Origin of the sequence: Corallococcus sp. EGB (assembly GCF_019968905.1) — a bacterium.
Taxonomy (GTDB): domain Bacteria; phylum Myxococcota; class Myxococcia; order Myxococcales; family Myxococcaceae; genus Corallococcus.
Genome location: NZ_CP079946.1, coordinates 7,624,711 through 7,643,511 on the forward strand (window position 1 = coordinate 7,624,711; position 18,801 = coordinate 7,643,511).

At 70.4% G+C, this 18,801-nt stretch carries 17 protein-coding genes; 12 read left to right on the plus strand and 5 right to left on the minus strand.

Going from position 1 to position 18,801, the window contains the following annotated elements:
- Positions 1-75 precede the first annotated feature (75 nt).
- Positions 76-555, plus strand: coding sequence for a hypothetical protein (locus tag KYK13_RS30930; RefSeq protein WP_223637046.1), 480 nt, complete (start codon positions 76-78; stop codon positions 553-555).
- Here KYK13_RS30930 and KYK13_RS38945 read toward each other — a convergent pair.
- Positions 543-671, minus strand: coding sequence for a hypothetical protein (locus KYK13_RS38945; RefSeq protein WP_255654061.1), 129 nt, complete (start codon positions 669-671; stop codon positions 543-545). The genes KYK13_RS30930 and KYK13_RS38945 overlap by 13 nt on opposite strands.
- On the opposite strand from KYK13_RS38945, the gene KYK13_RS30935 reads away from it, so the two are divergent.
- From KYK13_RS30935 to KYK13_RS30955, 5 genes are all read left to right on the plus strand, one after another.
- Positions 670-1,458 (plus strand): hypothetical protein, encoded by a 789-nt coding sequence (locus KYK13_RS30935; protein ID WP_223637048.1) that lies wholly within the window; start codon positions 670-672, stop codon positions 1,456-1,458. The genes KYK13_RS38945 and KYK13_RS30935 overlap by 2 nt on opposite strands.
- Positions 1,459-1,637: 179 nt before the next feature.
- Positions 1,638-2,741 carry a hypothetical protein gene (locus KYK13_RS30940; protein WP_223637051.1) on the plus strand — a complete coding sequence of 368 codons (1,104 nt, stop codon included), beginning with the start codon at positions 1,638-1,640 and terminating at the stop codon, positions 2,739-2,741.
- Positions 2,742-2,751: 10 nt separating this feature from the next.
- Entirely contained in the window at positions 2,752-4,716 is a 1,965-nt protein-coding gene (gene acs / locus KYK13_RS30945; RefSeq protein ID WP_223637054.1) for an acetate--CoA ligase, read from the plus strand.
- Between the two features lie 37 nt (positions 4,717-4,753).
- Positions 4,754-5,032 carry a DUF485 domain-containing protein gene (locus KYK13_RS30950; protein ID WP_223637057.1) on the plus strand — a complete coding sequence of 93 codons (279 nt, stop codon included), beginning with the start codon at positions 4,754-4,756 and terminating at the stop codon, positions 5,030-5,032.
- 9 nt (positions 5,033-5,041) lie between these two features.
- Entirely contained in the window at positions 5,042-6,667 is a 1,626-nt protein-coding gene (locus KYK13_RS30955) for a sodium/solute symporter (RefSeq protein ID WP_223637060.1), read from the plus strand.
- Positions 6,668-6,769: 102 nt separating this feature from the next.
- On the opposite strand, the gene KYK13_RS30960 is transcribed toward KYK13_RS30955, so the two are convergent.
- The gene (locus KYK13_RS30960) at positions 6,770-7,879 is read right to left on the minus strand and encodes an alpha/beta fold hydrolase (protein ID WP_223637063.1); all 1,110 of its coding nucleotides are present in this window, start codon (positions 7,877-7,879) and stop codon (positions 6,770-6,772) included.
- Between the two features lie 68 nt (positions 7,880-7,947).
- Complete coding sequence (locus KYK13_RS30965) at positions 7,948-8,712, minus strand: hypothetical protein (RefSeq protein WP_223637066.1); 765 nt, start codon at positions 8,710-8,712, stop codon at positions 7,948-7,950.
- Positions 8,713-9,087: 375 nt separating this feature from the next.
- Here KYK13_RS30965 and KYK13_RS30975 point away from each other — a divergent pair, with 375 nt between their 5' ends.
- Positions 9,088-10,665, plus strand: coding sequence for an N-6 DNA methylase (locus KYK13_RS30975; RefSeq protein WP_223637069.1), 1,578 nt, complete (start codon positions 9,088-9,090; stop codon positions 10,663-10,665).
- A gap of 109 nt (positions 10,666-10,774) precedes the next feature.
- On the plus strand, positions 10,775-11,332 hold the full coding sequence (locus tag KYK13_RS30980) for a superoxide dismutase family protein (protein ID WP_223637072.1): 558 nt from the start codon (positions 10,775-10,777) through the stop codon (positions 11,330-11,332).
- 143 nt (positions 11,333-11,475) lie between these two features.
- Here the strand turns inward: KYK13_RS30980 and KYK13_RS30985 are convergent, their stop codons facing one another.
- Together KYK13_RS30985 and KYK13_RS30990 are read right to left on the minus strand one after the other, a co-directional pair.
- Positions 11,476-13,755, minus strand: a complete 2,280-nt coding sequence (locus tag KYK13_RS30985) for a glutamine amidotransferase (protein ID WP_223637075.1) — start codon at positions 13,753-13,755, stop codon at positions 11,476-11,478.
- Positions 13,756-13,780: 25 nt separating this feature from the next.
- The gene (locus KYK13_RS30990) at positions 13,781-14,539 is read right to left on the minus strand and encodes a DUF4159 domain-containing protein (RefSeq protein WP_223637078.1); all 759 of its coding nucleotides are present in this window, start codon (positions 14,537-14,539) and stop codon (positions 13,781-13,783) included.
- Between the two features lie 56 nt (positions 14,540-14,595).
- On the opposite strand from KYK13_RS30990, the gene KYK13_RS30995 reads away from it, so the two are divergent.
- The 4 genes from KYK13_RS30995 (at position 14,596) to KYK13_RS31010 (ending at position 18,780) form a co-directional block, all read left to right on the plus strand.
- Positions 14,596-14,892 (plus strand): molecular chaperone DnaJ, encoded by a 297-nt coding sequence (locus KYK13_RS30995; RefSeq protein ID WP_223637081.1) that lies wholly within the window; start codon positions 14,596-14,598, stop codon positions 14,890-14,892.
- Between the two features lie 27 nt (positions 14,893-14,919).
- Positions 14,920-15,627: a hypothetical protein gene (locus tag KYK13_RS31000; RefSeq protein ID WP_223637084.1), complete on the plus strand. Its 708-nt coding sequence runs from the start codon at positions 14,920-14,922 to the stop codon at positions 15,625-15,627.
- Positions 15,628-15,709: 82 nt separating this feature from the next.
- Positions 15,710-17,185: a hypothetical protein gene (locus KYK13_RS31005; RefSeq protein WP_223637087.1), complete on the plus strand. Its 1,476-nt coding sequence runs from the start codon at positions 15,710-15,712 to the stop codon at positions 17,183-17,185.
- Between the two features lie 29 nt (positions 17,186-17,214).
- Entirely contained in the window at positions 17,215-18,780 is a 1,566-nt protein-coding gene (locus tag KYK13_RS31010) for a beta-ketoacyl synthase N-terminal-like domain-containing protein (protein ID WP_223637090.1), read from the plus strand.
- The last annotated feature ends 21 nt before the right edge of the window (positions 18,781-18,801 follow it).

Consider the following 18,801-nt stretch of genomic DNA (forward strand, 5'->3'; position numbering starts at 1 on the left):
GCACGGCGGTTGCTCATGGGTCCTGGCGTCCACCGGCGACACAACGCCAACCCCGGTGGTCCAGGAGAACACCTCATGTGCAGCCCTACCCGCCTCGGTCTCGATGGTCAGCCGCTGTCCGGCTTCGATACCCGCCTCTCCCCTGACAAGACGCGCTCCACCGCGAAGGTCGGCGCGCCGCAGTCCACGCAGCAGACCGCCAACGCCGTGGTCGTCAACCACTGGGGCGCCACCATCACCAACGTGACGCTGCGGCACCGCTACAGCAACAACCCCGAATACCAGCAGCAGGGCAACTGGCCCTCGCTGGCGGAGAACGCGACCAGCACTCCCTTCCAGGTCATCTTCTGGACCGGCGCCGTCGGCCACGACTACTGGTGGATCCAGTTCGAGGACGCCAACGGGAAGCTCTGGCAGTGCAAGCAGAACTTCTACTGCACGCTCTCCTCGCCGGACGCGGGCAACACGCTCTACTTCTTCGTCAACGGCTCCGCGGAGGAGATGCAGTGCCAGTTCGTCAGCACCCAGTGCGACGTCTCCCTCTACGAGTCATAGGACGCCAGAGAGGCCAGGGCCCGGCTGGCGGCCCGGGCCTCCCTGTCCTGCCCGGGGCGCGTGCGCAGCTTCCAGTGCGACACGCCCCCCCCGGGGCCCAGACCAGGAGCGCGCATGGCCGGCATCTCCCTGTTCCGCGAAGTCACCACTCCCTGGAGCCGGCGCGCCCGGATGCTGCGGCTGGAGCGCGCCGCGCGCGGCTACCTGCGCCGCCCGCGCATGGACCTGTCGCCCAAGGCCACGGACGTGGAGACGGCCACGCGCCGCTTCCTGCTCTACTTCATGCTGCCGGCCTGGCTCATCCCCGGGGTGGTGGACTGGGTGTGGCACAAGAAGACGGACATCGAACACACCAGCGGCGCGGGCGAGTCCCTCATCCACTGCCTGATGATGTCCGAGGTCGGCGTGCCCGTGGTGATGGGGCTGGTGCTGGAGATCAACCCGCTCACGCTCTCCCTCATGCTGGGCCATACGCTGGTGCACGAAGCCACTGCCTTCTGGGACGTGGCCTACGCCACGAACCACCAGCGTCAGGTGCTCCCGCGCGAACAGCACACGCACAGCTTCCTGGAGGTGCTCCCCTTCATGGCCGTGTCTTCGATGATCTGTCTGCATTGGGACCAGTTCCTCGCCATCTGGGGCGCGGGCGGCCGCAAGGGGAAGTGGCGGCTGCGCCTCAAGAAGGAGCGACTGCCGGGCGGCTACCTCAAGGGCATCCTCGGCGCCATCGTGGCCACGCTCGCGCTGCCCTACGCCAACGAGCTGTGGCGCTGCGTCCGCGCGCAGCGCCGGGGCGAGGCCCAGACGCCCTGGCGTCTGGCGAAGCAGTCCCCCGTCACCCTCCCGGACTCGCTCCCGCCCCAGCCCACGCCGCCCGCACGCACGCTCGCCGCGCCGCGGTGAGCAGCCACACCGGAGGAAACGAACCGTCACCCCGGTGTTACGACGCGCTGCACGAATCGTTACGGGCGGTAACGCCCTGTCACCTTCCGCCACATCCTGACGCGGCGAGCCAACCCCCAAGGTCCTGAAACCCGGAGCGTGTCCGGGTGGAACGGGCGTTGCTCAGGGGACGGGGACCCATGCCCCCCGTCCTCCCTCTCCTGTCGCGGTTGTTGGTGCTCACGGCCCTGCTGGCGGCGCTTCCGGCGGCCGCGGGGAAGATCCAGCTCTCCGAGGACTCGGTCCTCAACGTGGACGTGCTGCTGCAGCCGCAGATGCAGCTCGTCAAGGGCGGCGCGCCCACGGGCGGCGTGGGGACGGACTTCTTCCTGCGCCGCGTGCGGCTGCTCGTCTTCGGCTCCATCACGAAGAAGCTGACGTTCTTCATCGACACGGACCAGCCGAACTTCGGCAAGAACGGCGACTACAACGTCGCCTTCTACATCCAGGACGCGACGATTTCTTACGAGTTCCCGGGGAAGACCTTCGTGGAGGCGGGCTTCTTCCTCGCGCCGCTGTCGCACCACGTGTTGCAGGGCGCCGTCGCGCTCAACACGGTGGACTTCCACTCCGACCTCATCCGCTACCCGCCAGGCGTGGGCAAGGTGTGGCGCGACATGGGCGTGCAGGTGCGCGGCTACGCGGGCCCCTGGGCGTACCGCGCCGCCATCCTCAACGGCGTGGAGGGCGCGAAGCTGGACAACGGACAGGTGGTCAACGCGGACGACCTGCCGCGCGCCGTGGCCAACGTGCGCTACAACGTCTGGGGCCACGAGTACGACCAGTTCCTGCGCGGCATCTACTTCACGGACCAGCCGATGCTGTCGTTCGGCCTGGGCGGGGACTTCCAGTACGGCGCCATCGCCACCGCCTCCGGCATCCACTCCGCGGTGGCCGTGGCGGCGGACGTGTTCCTGGACGTGCCCCTGGGCAACGACCAGGAGTTCGTCTTCCAGAGCAACGTCTTCTCCTGGCAGCAGGGCTTCGACAACACGCGCAGCGGCACCGGCTTCTTCGTGGAGCTGGGCTACCGCTTCGGCAGCGTCGAGCCCGTCTTCTCCAGCGAGTACTTCAACGGACGCGTGACCGCGCAGGACCTGCTCACGTTCCGCCCCGGCCTCAACCTCTGGTTCCAGAAGCACACCTTCAACCTGAAGACGGAGGTGGCCGTGTCGCGCGTGGGGAACATCGCCCACACGACCACGGGCATCACCGGCACCGCCCAGCTCCAGCTCTTCTACTGAGGACTCCTCCATGGCCACCGACACGGATTCGCTCTTCCAGCCCCAGGAAGCCTTCCGCCGCACCGCGCACGTGAAGAGCCTGGAGGAGTATCAGCGCCTCTACCGCCAGAGCCTCGACGCCCCGGAGTCCTTCTGGGGTGAACAGGCGCGGCAGCTCACCTGGTTCCACCCGCCGGAGTCCATCCGCGAGGTGAACGAACAGGCCGCCGACTTCGCCTGGTTCGTGGGCGGAAAGCTCAACGTCACCGTCAACTGCGTGGACCGTCACGCGAAGGCGCGCCCGGACAAGGCCGCCCTCCTCTGGGCGAAGAACACGCCCGGCGAATACGAGACCATCACCTTCCGCGACCTCGCCCACCACGTGAACCGCCTGGCCAACGTGCTCAAGGCGCACGGCGTGCGCAAGGGCGACCGCGTCATCATCTACCTGCCCATGATTCCGGAGCTGGTGTACTCGCTGCTCGCGTGCGCGCGCATCGGCGCGGTGCACTCGGTGGTGTTCGCCGGCTTCTCCGCGGACTCGCTGCGCGAGCGCGTGCTGGACTCGGGCGCGAAGGTGGTCATCACCGCCAATGAAGGCCCGCGCGGCCCCAAGAGCGTGGCGACCAAGGCCATCACCGACGAGGCCCTGGACGGCCTGTCCGAGGTGACTTCCGTGCTCGTCGCGCGCCGCACGCCCAGGGACGTGCCCATGCGCGAGGGACGTGACCACTGGCTGGATGAAGAGGTGAAGAAGCACCGGGGCGTCTGCCCCGCGGAGTGGATGGACGCGGAGGACCCGCTCTTCATCCTCTACACCTCCGGCTCCACCGGGAAGCCCAAGGGCGTGCTGCACACCACGGGCGGCTACCTCGTCTACGCGAACACGACGTTCCGCTACATCTTCGACACGCAGCCGGACGACGTGCACTTCTGCACCGCGGACGTGGGCTGGGTGACGGGCCACTCGTACCTCGTCTATGGCCCGCTCAGCACCGGCACCACCACGGTCCTCTTCGAGTCCACCCCGACGTGGCCCGACGCGGGCCGCCTCTGGCAGGTGGTGGACGACCTGAAGGCCACCACGCTCTACACCGCGCCCACCGCGCTGCGCTCGCTCATCAAGGAGGGCGACGGCTTCGTCACCCGGGCCTCGCGCAGGTCGCTGCGCCTGCTGGGCAGCGTGGGCGAGCCCATCAACCCGGAGGTCTGGCGCTGGTTCCACGACGTGGTGGGCGAGGGCCGCTGCCCCGTGGTGGACACCTGGTGGCAGACGGAGACGGGCGGCATCCTCATCGCCCCGCTGCCGGGCGCGACGCCGTGCAAGCCCGGCAGCGCCACCCTGCCCTTCTTCGGCGTGGAGCCGGTGCTGGTGGACGAGGAGGGCAAGAAGCTCACGGGCAACGGCGTCAGCGGCAACCTGTGCCTCGCGCGCTCATGGCCGGGCCAGGCGCGCACGCTGTACGGCCACCACTCGCGCTTCGTGGAGACGTACTACGCGCGCTTCCTGCCGCTGTACTTCACCGGCGACGGCTGCCGCCGCGACGAGGACGGCTACTACTGGATCACCGGCCGCGTGGACGACGTGCTCAACGTGTCCGGCCACCGCCTGGGCACCGCGGAGGTGGAGAGCGCGCTCGTCGCCCACGAGGCCGTCGCCGAGGCCGCGGTGGTGGGCTTCCCGCATGACCTGAAGGGCACGGGCGTGTGCGCCTTCGTCACGGTGAAGCCGGACTTCGTGCGCACCCCGGACGAGAAGATGGTGGGCAGCTTGCGCGAACAGGTGCGGCACGTGATTGGCCCCATCGCCACGCCGGACCGGGTGGTGCTGGTGTCGGGCCTGCCCAAGACGCGCTCCGGGAAGATCCTCCGCCGGATGCTCCGCAAGATCGCCGGCGGCGAGACGGAGAACCTGGGTGACGCGAGCACGCTCGCGGACCCCGCCGTGCTGGAGGAGCTGCTCGCCAAGGGCCTGCCCCCGGACGCCCGCCGCTGAACGCGGTCCCTTTCACGCTTCGCAAGGAGGAACACCGATGCACGGCAATTCCAAGGACGAGGCGTTGAAGGCGCTCGCCGCGAAGCGCTGGCGGGTGGCCGGCGCGCTGACGGTGGCGATGCTGGTGGCCTACCTGGGCTTCATCCTGCTGGTGGCCTTCAACCGGCCGCTGATGGGGCACCAGTTCGTGCCGGGGCTGTCCGTCGGCATCGTGCTGGGGGCGCTCACCATCCTCTTCGCCTGGGTGCTGACGGGTGTCTACATGAGCTGGGCCAACCGCAAATACGACAGCGCCCTCGACGCGCTGCGCCGCTGAAAGGTTCCCATGAATCCCACGACCCCGGGCACGCGGATTGGCCAGCCCAACACCACGGCCATCGTCTTCTTCCTCCTCTTCGTCAGCATCACGCTGGCCATCACGTACTGGGCCGCGCGCAAGACGAAGACGACGTCCGAGTTCTTCGCCGCGGGCGGCGGCATCAGCGCCGGACAGAACGGCTTCGCGCTGGCGGGCGACTTCATGAGCGCCGCCAGCTTCCTGGGCATCGCGGGGCTCGTCGCCACGTCCGGCTTCGACGGGCTCATCTACTCCGTGGGCTGGCTGGTGGGCTGGCCGGTGGTGACCTTCCTCATCGCGGAGCCCCTGCGCAACCTGGGCAAGTACACCTTCGCGGACGTGGTGGCCTACCGCCTGAAGCAGACCCCGGTGCGGCTGTCCGCCGCGGTGGGCACGCTCACCGTCGTCGTCTTCTACCTGATTGCCCAGATGGTGGGCGCGGGCAACCTCATCCGCCTGCTCTTCGGCCTCTCGTATGAGACGGCCGTGGTCATCGTGGGCGCGGTGATGATCCTCTACGTGCTCTTCGGCGGGATGATCGCCACCACGTGGGTGCAGATCGTCAAGGCGGTGCTGCTGCTGGGCGGCGCGACGGCGCTGGCGGTGGCGGTGCTGTGGCAGTTCGGGTTCAGCCCCTCCGCCCTCTTCAGCGAGGCGGTGAACCGCTATGGGCCGGAGGCGCTGGCGCCGGGCAAGCTGGTGTCCAACCCGCTGGAGACCGTCTCCCTGGGCCTGGCGCTGATGTTCGGCACGGCGGGCCTGCCGCACATCCTGATGCGCTTCTACACGGTGCCCAACGCGAAGGCGGCGCGCACCAGCGTGTTCTACGCCACGGGCCTCATCGGCTTCTTCTACCTGGTGACGTTCATCCTCGGCTTCGGCGCGTCCGTGCTGGTGGGCCGCCAGGCCATCGTGGGCGTGGACAAGGGCGGCAACATGGCGGCGCCCATGCTGGCGGAGGCCCTGGGCGGCACGGGCTTCCTGGGCTTCATCTCCGCGGTGTCCTTCGCCACCATCCTCGCGGTGGTGGCGGGCCTGACGCTGTCAGGCGCGGCGGCGCTGTCCCACGACCTGTGGTCCAGCGTGGTGCGCAAGGGCCACGCGCCAGAAGCCGAGCAGCTCAAGGTGGCGCGCCTCGCCAGCCTCGCGCTGGGCATCCTGGCCATCATCCTGGGCGTCATCTTCAAGAACCAGAACGTGGCCTTCATGGTGGGCCTGGCGTTCGCCATCGCGGCGAGCGCGAACTTCCCCGCGCTGCTCCTCTCCATGTTGTGGAAGGGCTTCACCACCAGGGGCGCGGTGGCGAGCATGCTCACCGGGTCCATCAGCGCGGTGGTGCTCATCGTCCTGTCGCCCACGGTGCAGGTGGAACTGCTGGGCAACGCGTCAGCGCTCTTCCCGCTGAAGAACCCAGGGCTCGTCACCATCCCGCTGTCCTTCGTGGTGGGCTGGGTGGTGTCGCTGCTGGCGCCGGAGGCGGAAGCCGCGGCGCGGTTCGCGGAGGTGGAGCACCGCATGCACGTGGGCGCGGGGGTGGCGCCCCCGGTGACGGTCCCCGCGGGCGTCGCGGGCGCGGTGCCCCCGGGCGTTCCAGAGGCTCCGCAAGAGGTTTGAGGCTGCTCGGCCGTCTTCCACGGATTCATCCTCGGCGTGGAGGACAGGGCGGAACCCGGGAGTTTCCAAAGGGGCTCGGGTTCCGCCTTTCTTCTTCCGTCGTCACTTCCCGCGCGTGAGCGGGAGCACGTCGGTCACCAGGTGCACGAGCACCTTGCCGGGCTCCTCCTGGAACACCATGTGCGAGGAGTCCTCGAACCAGACGAGCTTCTTCGACGGCGCCTGGACGGTGGTGAACCAGGAGTCCAACAGCTGCGCGGACGTGGTGCGGTCGTGCCGGCCGTGGAAGAAGACGACGGGCACGGCGAAGCGGTTCTCCTTCGTGAGGTTCAGCTGGGTGATGGGTTCCCAGAAGGCCGCGAGGCTCAGGTCCAGGCCCTCGTCGCGCGCGTCCATGTCCTTGTCGGTGACGTCGGGGCTGTAGCGCCAGACCTCGGCGCCGTGCCAGTCCGGCGCGCGCCAGCCGTGGCCCTCGTAGTACGAGAGCCAGCGGCGCTCCTTGTGCAGGTTGGCCAGCGTGCGCGCGGGGTCCTTCGGGTCCGGGAACGGGGCCATGGACTCCAGGTCCGCGATGGCCTGCTTGTTGCCGTCCGCGCGAGCGGCCTGGAGCGTGGCCTCGTAGCCCAGGACCTCGTTCTTCGGCACGTCCACCCCCTGGCCAATGCCCACGTAGACGTCGAACCAGTCCGGGTGCTTCTGCACGAGCCGCACGCCCAGCACCGTGCCCCAGCTGTGGCCCACGAGCACGATGCGCTTCTTGCCGTACGTCTTGCGCAGGTACGCGACCACCTCCTCCGCGTCCGCCACCATGCGGTCCACGGTCAAGGTGGGCTTCACCTTGTCCACGGGGGTGAGGGCATAGGTCTTGCCCGCGCCGCGCTGATCCCAGTGCGCGACGGTGAAGTACTCCTCCCACTCCCCCTGGTAGAAGTACGCGGTGGGCAGCGCGGTGTAGCCCGGCCCGCCATGCAGGAAGAGCAGCAGCGGGTTGTCCTTGTGGCGCCCGCGCACGGAAATCCACTGGTCGATGCCGCCAATGCGCACGGCTCCGGCCTTCTCGATGCCGTCCTTGAGCACGCCGCGGCGGGCCTCGCGCATCACCGCCTGGGGCGTGGGTGCTTCGTCCGCCACGGCAGGGAGGGCCGCCAGCGACAGGCCCAGCCCCAGGACAGAAGAGACGGCGCGCTTCGGAAGGTCCTTGGAGGTTCGCATGCCCCTTGAACGGACGACCCCCGCGCCCATTGCCAGGACGGTCACGCGCCCTCCCGGGACGCAGCGCATCAGGGATGGGTGCGCAGCTGCTCCTGGAGCGAGCGCAGGGGCTGTTGGTCCACGCGGATGCGTCCTTGCGTGGGGAGGTCCAGGTCCAGCAGGGTGAACATCACGGCGGTCAGGATGACCACGAACAGGAACCAGGAGAGAGACCCGCGCACGCGCGCCTCCGGCTGGTATCCCAGAAGCACCCCGGAGCCGAGCATCCCGACGAGCAGCAGGACGAAGATGGAGGTCGGGATGAGGTTGTGGGCCGCCGCCACGCGCTCGTCGCCGACGTCGAACACGTCGTTCATCGCCTGGGTGACGAGCAGGAGCACGGGGGCCTGCACCTGGGGCGCCAGCGCCTCCAGCCGCGACCAGAGCCCCGCCTGGAGCGACTCCGCTTCCTGGAACTTCTTCGCGAAGAGGGCCGGCTCATTCGCGGCCTCGTGCCCCTCCAGGACCACGTCGATGTAGCGGCGCAGCGAGGCGCGCATCTGGCCGCGCGAGGGCTCGGGAAGAAAGCCGATGCGCAGGTAGAGCGTGCTGATGGCGTTCGAGTCCTTCACCACGAGGGAGCGGCGCAGCGAGTACCGCTCCTCGGCCATGGAGAAGGAGAATGCGAGCAGGAGCGCCACCAGCCCCAGCACTGACGCCTGGAGCGCCGACACGTCGCCGAGGCCCTGCTTCCGGTGACTGAGCCGGTAGCCGATCTCCAGACACAGGAAGAGCAGGCCCATCATTATCAGGGCCAGCAGCTTCACGGGGATGACGTCGAGGATTCGCAGCATGCGCCCAAAGCCGCTCCGCGCCAGGGACAGGACCGCCAGCAACGTTGGACCGGGAGCCGCCGCGGGCAATGCAGCCCCGGGTCCAGGGGCCAGGGACGCTGTTGAACGCTCCCAAGGGGGATGCGCCCAAGCTGCGCGGCCTGTGAACCGGGCCATCGTGACGATGCCGATGGTGGGCTTCGGGGACCTCACGCCCAAGACGGCGTGTCGGTGGAGCTCGCCACCGCCCCGCGTCAGCCGCTGAATCCCCAGGCGTGTCCGGGCTGTGGCGCACAGGGTCATGACCTGGATGCGCGCGATTGCAAACGCTGCGGCGCGGCCTTGGACGGGGCCCCCTCGCGGCCCCCCGGGTGAATCTGTCTAGGATGGCCGCGCATGGCCCGCGCCATCGACACGCCCGAGCTGGACGAGGAACTGCTGGTCCACCAGTTCCCCGGCATCGACCGCAAGGCGGTGGGCGCGTTCTACACGCCCGCGCCCATCGTGGAGCGCACGCTCGCGCTCGCGCTGGCGCATGTCGGCGACAGGCCGCTCACGGTGGTGGATCCGGCTTGTGGCGCCGGAGCCTTCCTCGCCGCCGCCGCGCGGCACCGACCGGACGCGAGGCTGTGCGGGCTGGAGCTGGATGACGGCGTCGCGCGCCTGTGCCAGGCCCGCGTGCCGGGCGCGGAGGTGCGCGTGGGGGATGCGCTGCGGGACGGGCTGGAGCCGCTGCTCGCCGGGACGCCGGAGGGGCACGCGGAGTTATGGGTGGGCAACCCGCCCTACAACGGCACGTCGGCGGTGCTGAAGGACGCGGCCTGCTACGCGAGGCTGCGCGCACTGGTGCCGCTGGAGATGCCGCCGGGCACGAGCCTCCGCGATGACTTCGCGTTCTTCCTCCTCGTCGCCATGAAGCGGCTGACGGCGCGCCCGGGAGTGCTGGCCTTCATCACGCCCGCGAGCCTGCTGGAGTCGTTCATCTACGCGCCGCTGCGCCACGCATTGTTGCAAGCGCTCCATCTGCGCGAAGTGGTGGACCTGGGCCCGGGCATCTTCACGGGCACGCAGGTGCGCACGTGCATCACGGTGTGGACGTCGAAGTCCGGAGCCGACATGCCCTCGCCCCGCTATGAGCGCAAGGGCGTGGGCCAGTGCTTCACGCCCGAGCCCCCCGAGTGGCGGCTCTCCCCCATCGCGCAGGAGGCCGCCGCGCTGGACGCGGACTGGCGCGCGCGGGGCGAGTTGCTCACCACGCTCATCCCGGTGAGCCTGCCCGGGGTGAAGACGCGCTTCGACGAGCTGCTGGTGGACGCGGATCGGGAGCGGCTGCTCGCGCGGCTCCAGGCCTTCTGCGAAGCGACACAGGACACGGTGGAGGACTTCGCCAAGGCGCACGGCCTGGAGCCCGCGCTCCTGCCCAAGCTGCGCGCGCTGAAGCAGGGGCCGGCGCTGGAGGTGGACGCAGACCACGTGCGCCCGTTCTTCCGCTACGGCGGCGCGAGGCACCGGGGCGCGCTGCCTCCGGAGACGAAGGCCTTCTGCTACCTGGACCGCCGCCTGATTCCCCGAGGGGACCACCGGCTGCGCGGTCCGTATGATCCGCACGCGGAAGCGGTGAAGCTCCTGTTCAACGTGCGCGAGCTGCCCCTGTCCGCGGCGCTCCTGGAGGAGCCCGGCTGCGTGCACGACCACCGTCACGCGCGGTTCGCGCCGCTGTACGTGCCCCAGCGCGTGCGGGACGAGGGGCTGGGCATCACCCGGGGCGCCAGGTCCCGCGACGCCCTGGGCCCGCCGGTGCCGAACCTGTCGCCCCGGGGCATCGCGTGGGCGCAGGGCCTGGGCGGGCCGGAGGCGGCGTTCCGCGCGGTGGTGCGATTCCTGAACGGGACGTCCGTGCAGCGTGTCTGGGCGCCCGCGTTCGGGGCGTCCCGGGTGGTGCCGGTGCCGCTGGACGGCCTGCTGCCGGAGTGATGACTCCCCATCACCGGACGCGTGTGGCGGTGGACATTCTCCAGCGGGGAGCAGGGGCGGCGGGTAGTGTGCGCGCGCTGGGTCACCCCATCCCTGGAGCCTTCAAGACATGACGATCCGTTCCCTGCTGGTTGCCGCCGCCCTCCTCTCCACGCCCGCCCTGGCCCAGGACGCCGGGACGCCGGCCCCCGCGGACGCGGGCGCGAAGCCCGCTCCCCAGAAGAGCGAGACGGTGAAGGCGACGCTGAAGGACGCCCAGGGCAAGGACGTGGGCGAGGTGACGATGGAGCAGGCGCCCAGGGGCGTGCTGGTGCGGGGCGCGCTGATGAACCTGCCCCCGGGCGAGCACGCCTTCCACATCCACGAGACGGGCAAGTGCGACGCGCCGGACTTCAAGACGGCGGGCGGCCACTTCAACCCGACGAAGAAGCAGCACGGCGCGCTGTCGCCCAAGGGTCAGCACGCGGGTGACATGCCGAACCTCCACGTCGGGCAGGACGGCAAGGTGCAGTTCGACGTCATCATCCCGGACCTCAAGGTGAAGTCGCTGCTCGACAAGGACGGCTCCGCCGTCGTGGTCCACGCCAAGCTGGACGACTACCACACGGACCCCACCGGCGACGCCGGCGGCCGCATCGCCTGCGGCGTGGTGGAGAAGGCGGAGTAGTCACGCGCGTCACGGCCGATGCCTGTGCGTCAGGCATCGGCCGGTCTCACTCCGCTTCAGCGTCTCTCGCTCGCATCCCCGCGCCATGCCATGGCTCGAGGCAGCCCCTGGCACACCCGTGAATCAAGCGCTTCACCGACAGGCTACACGTACCCGAACCGCCGCCGCGCGAACCACTCCGCGCCCAGCAGGGCAATGAGCGCCACCAGGTAGTACCAGCGGTCCCACAGCGGCTGGTCCTTCGCGCGCCCCACCTCCACCACTGGCGGATCCAACAGCGGCACGTCCGGCATCCCGTCCTTCGGCAGCTTGAACGCCTTGCCCTCCGTGACGCTGGCGATCTGCTCCATCAGCTCCGGCCGCACCGACGCGTCCGACAGCTCCGGGCCCACCGCGCGCACCGCCACCGCGTCCTCGCCCTTGCCCAGGTCCGTCTCCCCCTTCTTCGCGGACGCGAGCAGCTTGTACGGCCCCGGCGCCGGCGGCGCGAACTCCAGCCGCACCACGCCGTCCGCTCCCGTCGTGCCCGTCTGCACCGCCACCGGCTTCTGCGTCGCCACGGAGAACAGCTCCACCCGCACCTGCGCGCCCTCCGCCGGCTGGTAGTCCGCCATCCGCGCCTGCACCACCACGCCCACCGGACGCCCCGGCTCCACCGACGGCGGATCCGCCGTCACCTTCAGCGTCGTCAGGTCCGGATCCCTCACCAGCCACCGGAGCGCGTTGCCCCAGAAGCGGTCATACGCACGACTCGGCGAACCCTCCCGGTGCGCCGTGAACGCCCACGACCACGTCGCGTCCGTCGCCACCACCATCGCCCGCCCCCGCCCGTAGTCCCACACCGACACGAGCGGCGCGTTCTTCCCGTCCACCGTCATGAACGGGTGGTCCATCAGCACCGTCGCCCCCGGCCGCGCCCGCGTCAGGTTCGCGCCCGGAATGGGCGCGAGCTCGCTCCACGCGCCCTCCGTGCTCGCCGCGCCCGTGCCAATGGACGTCACCGGGTGGCGCAGGCCCTCCGGCGTCAGCCGCGGCTTGAACGGCTCCGCGTTCGCGGGCCCGGCCGCCTCCACCGGCAACGCCTCCATCAGCGTGGGCATCGCCGCGCGGCCCTCGCCCAGCACGCTGTCGCCGCCAATCATCACGAACGCGCCGCCCTCGTGGATGTAGCGCTCCAGGTTGCGCTCGTACTCCGCGATGGACAGCGACGGATCCGAGTAGCCGAAGTTCTGGAAGATGACGACGTCGAACGTGTGCAGCTTCGTGTCGAAGATCTCCTCCATGGGGAACGGGATGAGCGACAGCTCCCGCTCGTTCGACACGCCCGGGTCATCCGACAGCGTGCGCAGGATGTAGAACGACACCAGGTCCACGTTCGCGTCCTGCTTGAGCAGCCCGCGCAGGAAGCGCTCGTCCCACGACGGCCGGCCCACCACCAGCAGCACGCGCACGCGGTCGCGAATCACCTTCAGCGTGAACGAGCGGCTGTTGTTGTCGCTCACCGCTTCGTCCGGGAACGTGGGCACCGTGACCGTGTAGACGAAGCGGCCCGTCTGGTCCGGCGTGAAGGTGAAGGACACCGGCTTCACGTCGTCGTCGGTGGCCATCTTCACCAGCTTGCTCGCCACCGTCTTGCCCTCCTGGCTCAAGACGACGGGGATGTCCTGGCCACCGAACCCGCGGCCGTGGATCTCCACCTCCACCGTCAGCGAGTTGCGCACGAAGGCGAAGTCATCCACCTTCAGCCCCTCCACCGACAAATCCTTCAGCGCCTCCTGGCCCACCAGGAACGTGGACACCGGCACGCCCAAATCCGAGAGCGCCGCGCGCGCCCGGCCCACCGCGCCGGCCTTCAGCTCCGCGTTGTCCGCGCCGTCGCTGAACAACAGCACGCCGGACAGCTTGCGCGCCCCCTGCCCTCCGGACGCCGCGGACCTGAGCGCCGCGAGCAGGTCCGTCGAGCCCGCCCGCGCGGGCTCCTGGGCGAGCTGCGCGGCCGTCACCGGCGCCAGCTCCGGATCCACGCCGTACACCTCCACCGTGAAGCGGTCCTGCCAGGACGCGAACGTGGGCGCCGCCTTCTCCAGGAACGCCGCCACCTGCGCGCTGCGCGTGGGCCCGCCCGGCTCCGACGGGAAGTTCATGGACGCCGAGCGGTCCACCAGCACCGCCACCCGGTTCTTCATCCGCGCCACCTGCAGGTGCCGGATGCCCGGCTCCACCAGGAAGAAGAACGCCGCCACGCCCGCGCCCAGGCGCAGGCCCCACAGGAGCAGCTTGCGGCCCCGGGACGGCTCGCGGCGCACGCCCCACGCCGCCAGCGCGATGCCCAGCACCAGCCCCACGCCCAACAGCACCAGCGCCCAGACGGGCAGCGGCGAGAGGCTGACGAGCTTCCACGCGTTGAAGGACGGGGCGTTCATTCGGTCGTGCGCGCGAGGAGGAGGGTCAGCGCCGCTTGTTGAGGATGAGGGGCAGGTGTACCGCGTCGTCCTTGTAGTCCAGGCAGAGCGCGTACATGCACAGGTTGATGCCCAGGCGGATGGCCAGCTCACGCTGCGGCTCGCCGCCCGGGGACACGTCGAACTCGTAGTCGCCGGACTCGCTGCGGGCCCACGCGCCCGCCACGTCGTTCTGCGAATAGAGGACCGCCGCGCGCTTGCCCACGCTCGCCACCAGCGGCAGCGGCTTGTGCAAGAGGCGCCCCGGCGCCGCGTCCAGGAGGAAGAAGGACTTGAAGACGACGTGCGTGCCCGGCGCCTCCTTCAGCGGGCTCTGCGGCAGCACGCGCGCCATCTCCCGGCGGAAGCTGGCGTCGAAGCCGTCCCCGTCGCTGCCGTCGTTGGCGTCCCCGAACACGAAGCCGCCATAGGTGAGGTAGCGGCGCAGGTTGGACACCTCCGCGTCACTCAGCGCCGGGAAGGCCCCGTCCCCCCCGAAGTAGAGAAATGGATACTCGAAGAGGTCCGGGCTGCTCAGCGCGAACGGCCGCGCATCCGGCACCACCTCCACGGACGTGCGCCGCTGCAGCTCCCACGCGAGCCGGCGCAGGCCCGACAGCCGGCCATCCCAGCGGCCCCCGTGCCGGGCCACGGCGGGGATGAAGCGGCTCTTCTCACCGAACGCCGCCGCACGCCGGGACAGCAGCGGGACGAGCGCGGACGTGGCGAGCAGGAGGTTTCGACGCGAGAGGGACCGCACGGGCATGGGGACCCGCTTATACCGTCGGCGGGTGCCTGCATTCCCTGGTATAGACGCGCCCCATGGCGAAAGGCGGACAGACGCCCCCGGCGCCCGGCGGCGGCTCCACGGCCCCCGGCGCCGCTCCCGGCTCCGATGAAGTGCGCGCCGCCTGGGCCCGCAAGGACGCCGGTGACGTGGCCGGCGCCCGCGAGGACGCCCGGCGCATCCTCGCGGGAGGCCCCTCTCCGGAAGACCGCGAACGCGCGGAAGACCTGCTGCGCGCCACCGCCACGCCTCGAGCGCTCTACGGCTACGCGCTCCTGGGAGCGGTCATCCTGGCGGTGCTGCTGGGGCTCGCCCTGACCCGCTATTCCTGACGGCCGTTGCCGCTAGGATGGAGCGCCATGGAAGGCTTCCTCATGGCGCTCAAGTCCTATCAGTCCTACAACCCCTCCGGCTGGGTGGGCATCTACCGGATGCTGCCCATGTGGGTGGGTGGGGTGGTGGCGCTCGTGGGGCTGGTGCTGCTGCTCGCGGGGGGCGGCAAGCTCTTCCGCGTCGTGGCGGGCCCGGTGGGCGCGGCGCTGGGGCTGGTGTGGACCTCGGCCGTCACCCTGCGGCTGAACATGGGAGAGCTGGACCCGCGCCTGCCCACGCTGGTGGCCTCGGCGCTGATGGCGCTGGGCTTCCTCTTTCCGCCCGCCATCACCTTCGTGGGCGTGGGCGTGCCGCTGGGGCTGCTCGCGGGGCAGATCGCCGGCCCCGCCGACTTCCTGCTCGGCTTCGGGCCGGGCTTCATCATCGGCGGCCTGGTGGGCGCCTTCCTCCACCACCAGGTGAGCGGCATCGTCGCGTCGGCGGTGGGCGCGTGGCTGCTGGTGATTGGCGCGCTCGCGGCGCTGCACCAGTTCGGGGGCGTGGTGGAGGCGGTGGCCAGCCGCCCCTGGGGCGTCATCATCGCCGCGCTCCTCTTCGCCCTGGCGGGCAGTGTCTACCAGCTCGCGGTCCGCCCCTCGCCGGAGGAGTCCGAGCAGCAGAAGGCGGAGAAGCAGCGGCTGAAGCAGCGCCTGGCGGAGCAGCAGGCGCTCGAGAAGCGATGGGGGGTCAAGTAACCCCTGTCCCGGCAATCCTTTACGCCGGGGGGGCCGGGGCGTAGATTCCGCCGGCTTTTCTCCCTCCCCTCCTCGAGCATCGATGGGCCAGGCCAGCCGCAAGGACAAGGACACGCAGAAGCAGGACGGGTCGCCGCCGGCGGCCGCCGTCCCGTCTTCCCCGGAGGCCTCCCAGCCGGCCGTTCCCCATGAAGCGTGGCGCAAGCCCGCCGGCATGGGACGCAAGGGGTGGGCCATCCTCGCGGGCGCCGTCGCCTTCATCCAGCTCCCGCTCATCCACTACGCGCTCTTCCGGGGCCAGGCGGACATCACCGCGACGGTGCCCTACCAGCAGTCCTTCAACGACCCGGGCGTCGTCGCGCGCGACTTCTTCTCCACCGGCGCCTACTGGCGCGTGACCAACGGGGAGCTGCTGGGCCCCGCCCCCAAGAACAACCCGCTGTGGCTCCAGGCCGCGCTGCCGGACGACGTGGCGGTGGAGTTCGACGTGCGCCCCGAGTATCCGGAGGGCGACATCCGGGTGGAGCTGTTCGGCAACGGACGCGACCCGGCCTCCGGCTACGTGCTGGTGCAGGGCGGGTGGAACAACAGCCTGTCCGTCCTCGCCCGCAAGGACATCAACGCCCCCGCCCTGGAAGCGCTCCAGCGCAGGGCCGCGCGCATCGCGGAGAAGGGCGGCGGCCAGGGCGCGGACCTCGTCGCCACCGGCGTCTTCAAGAAGGACACCCGGGTGCGCGTGGAGTCCCGCGTGGGCGCCCCCATCCAGTCCGGCCGCACGTACCACTGGCGCGTCGAGCGGCGCGGCAACGTCCTCAAGTGGGCCATCGACGGCCAGCTGGTGGCGGAGCTGGACGACCCGTTCCCCCTGAAGGGCAAGGGCCAGGACCGGCTGGGGCTGTCCGGCTGGGAGTCCCAGCTCTTCTTCGACAACCTGCGCGTGGGCACGCCGGACTCCATGCCCGCCACCCTGGTGGCGAAGCAGGAGCCCGTCCTGCCCCCCGGCCCCTCCGAGGACGACTTCAACCGCGACACGCTGGGCGACGCGTGGAACGTCACCCACCCCAGCGCGGTGAAGCTGGAGGACGGGGCGCTCGTGGTGCAGGGCCTGGGCAACCGCCCGGTGTGGCTGAAGAAGCCCATCCCCCAGAACGCCGTCATCGAGTTCGACGCCTGGGGTGACAGCCCCGACGGCGACATGAAGGTGGAGGCGTGGGGCGACGGCCGCTCCTTCTACGCGGGCGACCCGCGCCTGCAGTACACCGCCACCGGCTACGTCTTCATCTTCGGCGGCTGGCGCAACACCCAGTCCATCATCGCCCGCCAGCACGAGCACACCAACGACCGCGCCGTGCGCGACGGCGCCGCGGTGGTGCCCGGCCAGCGCTACCACTTCAAAATCACGCGGCGGGATGGCCTGCTGACGTGGGAAGTGGACGGCAAGCCCTTCCTGACCCTCCAGGACGCGTCCCCCCTCTACGGCCCCCGGAACCAGTACTTCGGTTTCTCCGGCTGGCAGACGCGCGTCCACTTCGACAACCTCAAGATCCAGCCGCTGTAGCCTTCCCCCGGGCGGCGGAGGAAACACCCGTGCGCAGAGTCGGAATCTTCGGCTGGGGCGTGGTCGCCCCGCGTTCCCCCAACATCGAGGCCTTCGCCAGGAACCTCGCTTCATCCGAAACCTGGCTGACCCCCTTCAACGGCTTCGGTCCGGACAACTTCCTCGTCGGCACGCCCGAGTTCGACCTGGCGGCGTACAAGCCGTGGATCGATGAGCGCTTCCCCGCCAACCGCTTCTCCCAGCTGGAGCGGAAGATGGGGCAGCCCACGCAGTACGCCATCGGCGCGTTCATCCAGTCGCTGTCGCAGAACCCGGGCATCGAGAAGGAGCTCCAGGAGCTGGGCACGAAGGCCCACGTCTACGTGGGCACCGGCCTGGGCGACCTGCCCACCATCCAGAACATCTCCCTGGACCTCTACCGCGCCCAGCGCCGGTGGGACCGCTTCTGGGCCTCGCCGGAGCGCAACGGCGCCCTCCGCCAGTGGCGCGAGACGCGCGAGCCCCTGCCCGGCCTGCCCCCGGAGCCCTCCACCATCGAGGAGGCCGAGCGCGACAAGGCGGAGGACGACTGGTGGCACTTCTGGGCCGGCCGCTCGCCGGAGCTGCGCGAGTACCTGGAGGAGCTGCGCGAGATTGAAGCCATTGGCGTGCCCGACGAGGGCGACGTGGAGTCCGCCAAGCTGGCCGTCATCAAGGAGAAGCGCACGCGCAACGGGCGCCTGCAGAAGAAGTGGAACGCGCCCGAGCCGCCGTGGAACGCCGTGTCCTCCAACGTGCTGTGGAACATCCACAACACGCCCGCGTCCCAGGTGTCCATGCTGGGCCAGATTACCGGCATGACGTTCGCGCCGGTGGCCGCGTGCTCGTCCTTCGGCTACGGCCTGAAGCTGGCCATGAACGCCATCCGCCTGGGCGAGGCGAAGGCCGTGGTGCTGGGCATGACGGACGCGGCGCCCAACCCGCTGGTGGTGGGCGGCTTCTACAACGCGCGCGTCATCTCCGCGGACGCCGCAGTGTCCAAGCCCCTCACCGCGCTGCGCGGCACGCACATCGCCGGTGGCGCGGTGGTGTGGGTGGTGGGCGACTACGAGCACTTCACGCAGAAGGGCTTCAAGGCGCTGGGCCTGGAGCCCGTTGCCGTAGGCGTCACCGCGGACGCGGACCACATCATCACCCCGTCCAAGGAAGGCCCCACCCTGGCCATCCGCGAGGCGCTGGGCGCCGCCGGCTGCAAGCCCGAGGACGTGGGCAGCTGGGACCTGCACGCCACCGCCACCCCGGGCGACTTCCTGGAGGTGCAGAACCTGCGCGACGTGCTGCCGGAGTCCGTGTTGATCACCGCGCGCAAGGGCACCTTCGGCCACGGCATGTCCGCGGGCGGAGGCTGGGAGCTCACCGCGCAGTACCTGGGCGCGGAGGCAGGCAAGGTGTTCCCCACGCCGCTCGCCTCCACGGAGCTCAACAAGCAGATCGCCAAGGTGCACGGCCGCTTCGTCTTCAACGAAGAGGTGGCGGCGCCCGTGGGCTGCGCGGGCAAGCTGTCCATGGGCGTGGGCGGCATCAACGCCTGCGTCATCTCCCGGCCCTGGAAGTAGCCGGGAACCCTCCCGGTCCGC

Coding starts and splice junctions, on each gene's coding strand:
- acs (WP_223637054.1), top strand. CDS start 2,752: ATGGCCACCGACACGGATTCGCTCTTCCAGCCCCAGGAAGCCTTCCGC.
- KYK13_RS30955 (WP_223637060.1), top strand. CDS start 5,042: ATGAATCCCACGACCCCGGGCACGCGGATTGGCCAGCCCAACACCACG.
- KYK13_RS30990 (WP_223637078.1), bottom strand. CDS start 14,539: ATGCCCGTGCGGTCCCTCTCGCGTCGAAACCTCCTGCTCGCCACGTCC.
- KYK13_RS30960 (WP_223637063.1), bottom strand. CDS start 7,879: ATGCGAACCTCCAAGGACCTTCCGAAGCGCGCCGTCTCTTCTGTCCTG.
- KYK13_RS30935 (WP_223637048.1), top strand. CDS start 670: ATGGCCGGCATCTCCCTGTTCCGCGAAGTCACCACTCCCTGGAGCCGG.
- KYK13_RS30950 (WP_223637057.1), top strand. CDS start 4,754: ATGCACGGCAATTCCAAGGACGAGGCGTTGAAGGCGCTCGCCGCGAAG.
- KYK13_RS30995 (WP_223637081.1), top strand. CDS start 14,596: ATGGCGAAAGGCGGACAGACGCCCCCGGCGCCCGGCGGCGGCTCCACG.
- KYK13_RS30930 (WP_223637046.1), top strand. CDS start 76: ATGTGCAGCCCTACCCGCCTCGGTCTCGATGGTCAGCCGCTGTCCGGC.
- KYK13_RS31005 (WP_223637087.1), top strand. CDS start 15,710: ATGGGCCAGGCCAGCCGCAAGGACAAGGACACGCAGAAGCAGGACGGG.
- KYK13_RS38945 (WP_255654061.1), bottom strand. CDS start 671: ATGCGCGCTCCTGGTCTGGGCCCCGGGGGGGGCGTGTCGCACTGGAAG.
- KYK13_RS30985 (WP_223637075.1), bottom strand. CDS start 13,755: ATGAACGCCCCGTCCTTCAACGCGTGGAAGCTCGTCAGCCTCTCGCCG.
- KYK13_RS31000 (WP_223637084.1), top strand. CDS start 14,920: ATGGAAGGCTTCCTCATGGCGCTCAAGTCCTATCAGTCCTACAACCCC.
- KYK13_RS30940 (WP_223637051.1), top strand. CDS start 1,638: ATGCCCCCCGTCCTCCCTCTCCTGTCGCGGTTGTTGGTGCTCACGGCC.
- KYK13_RS30965 (WP_223637066.1), bottom strand. CDS start 8,712: ATGCTGCGAATCCTCGACGTCATCCCCGTGAAGCTGCTGGCCCTGATA.
- KYK13_RS30980 (WP_223637072.1), top strand. CDS start 10,775: ATGACGATCCGTTCCCTGCTGGTTGCCGCCGCCCTCCTCTCCACGCCC.
- KYK13_RS30975 (WP_223637069.1), top strand. CDS start 9,088: ATGGCCCGCGCCATCGACACGCCCGAGCTGGACGAGGAACTGCTGGTC.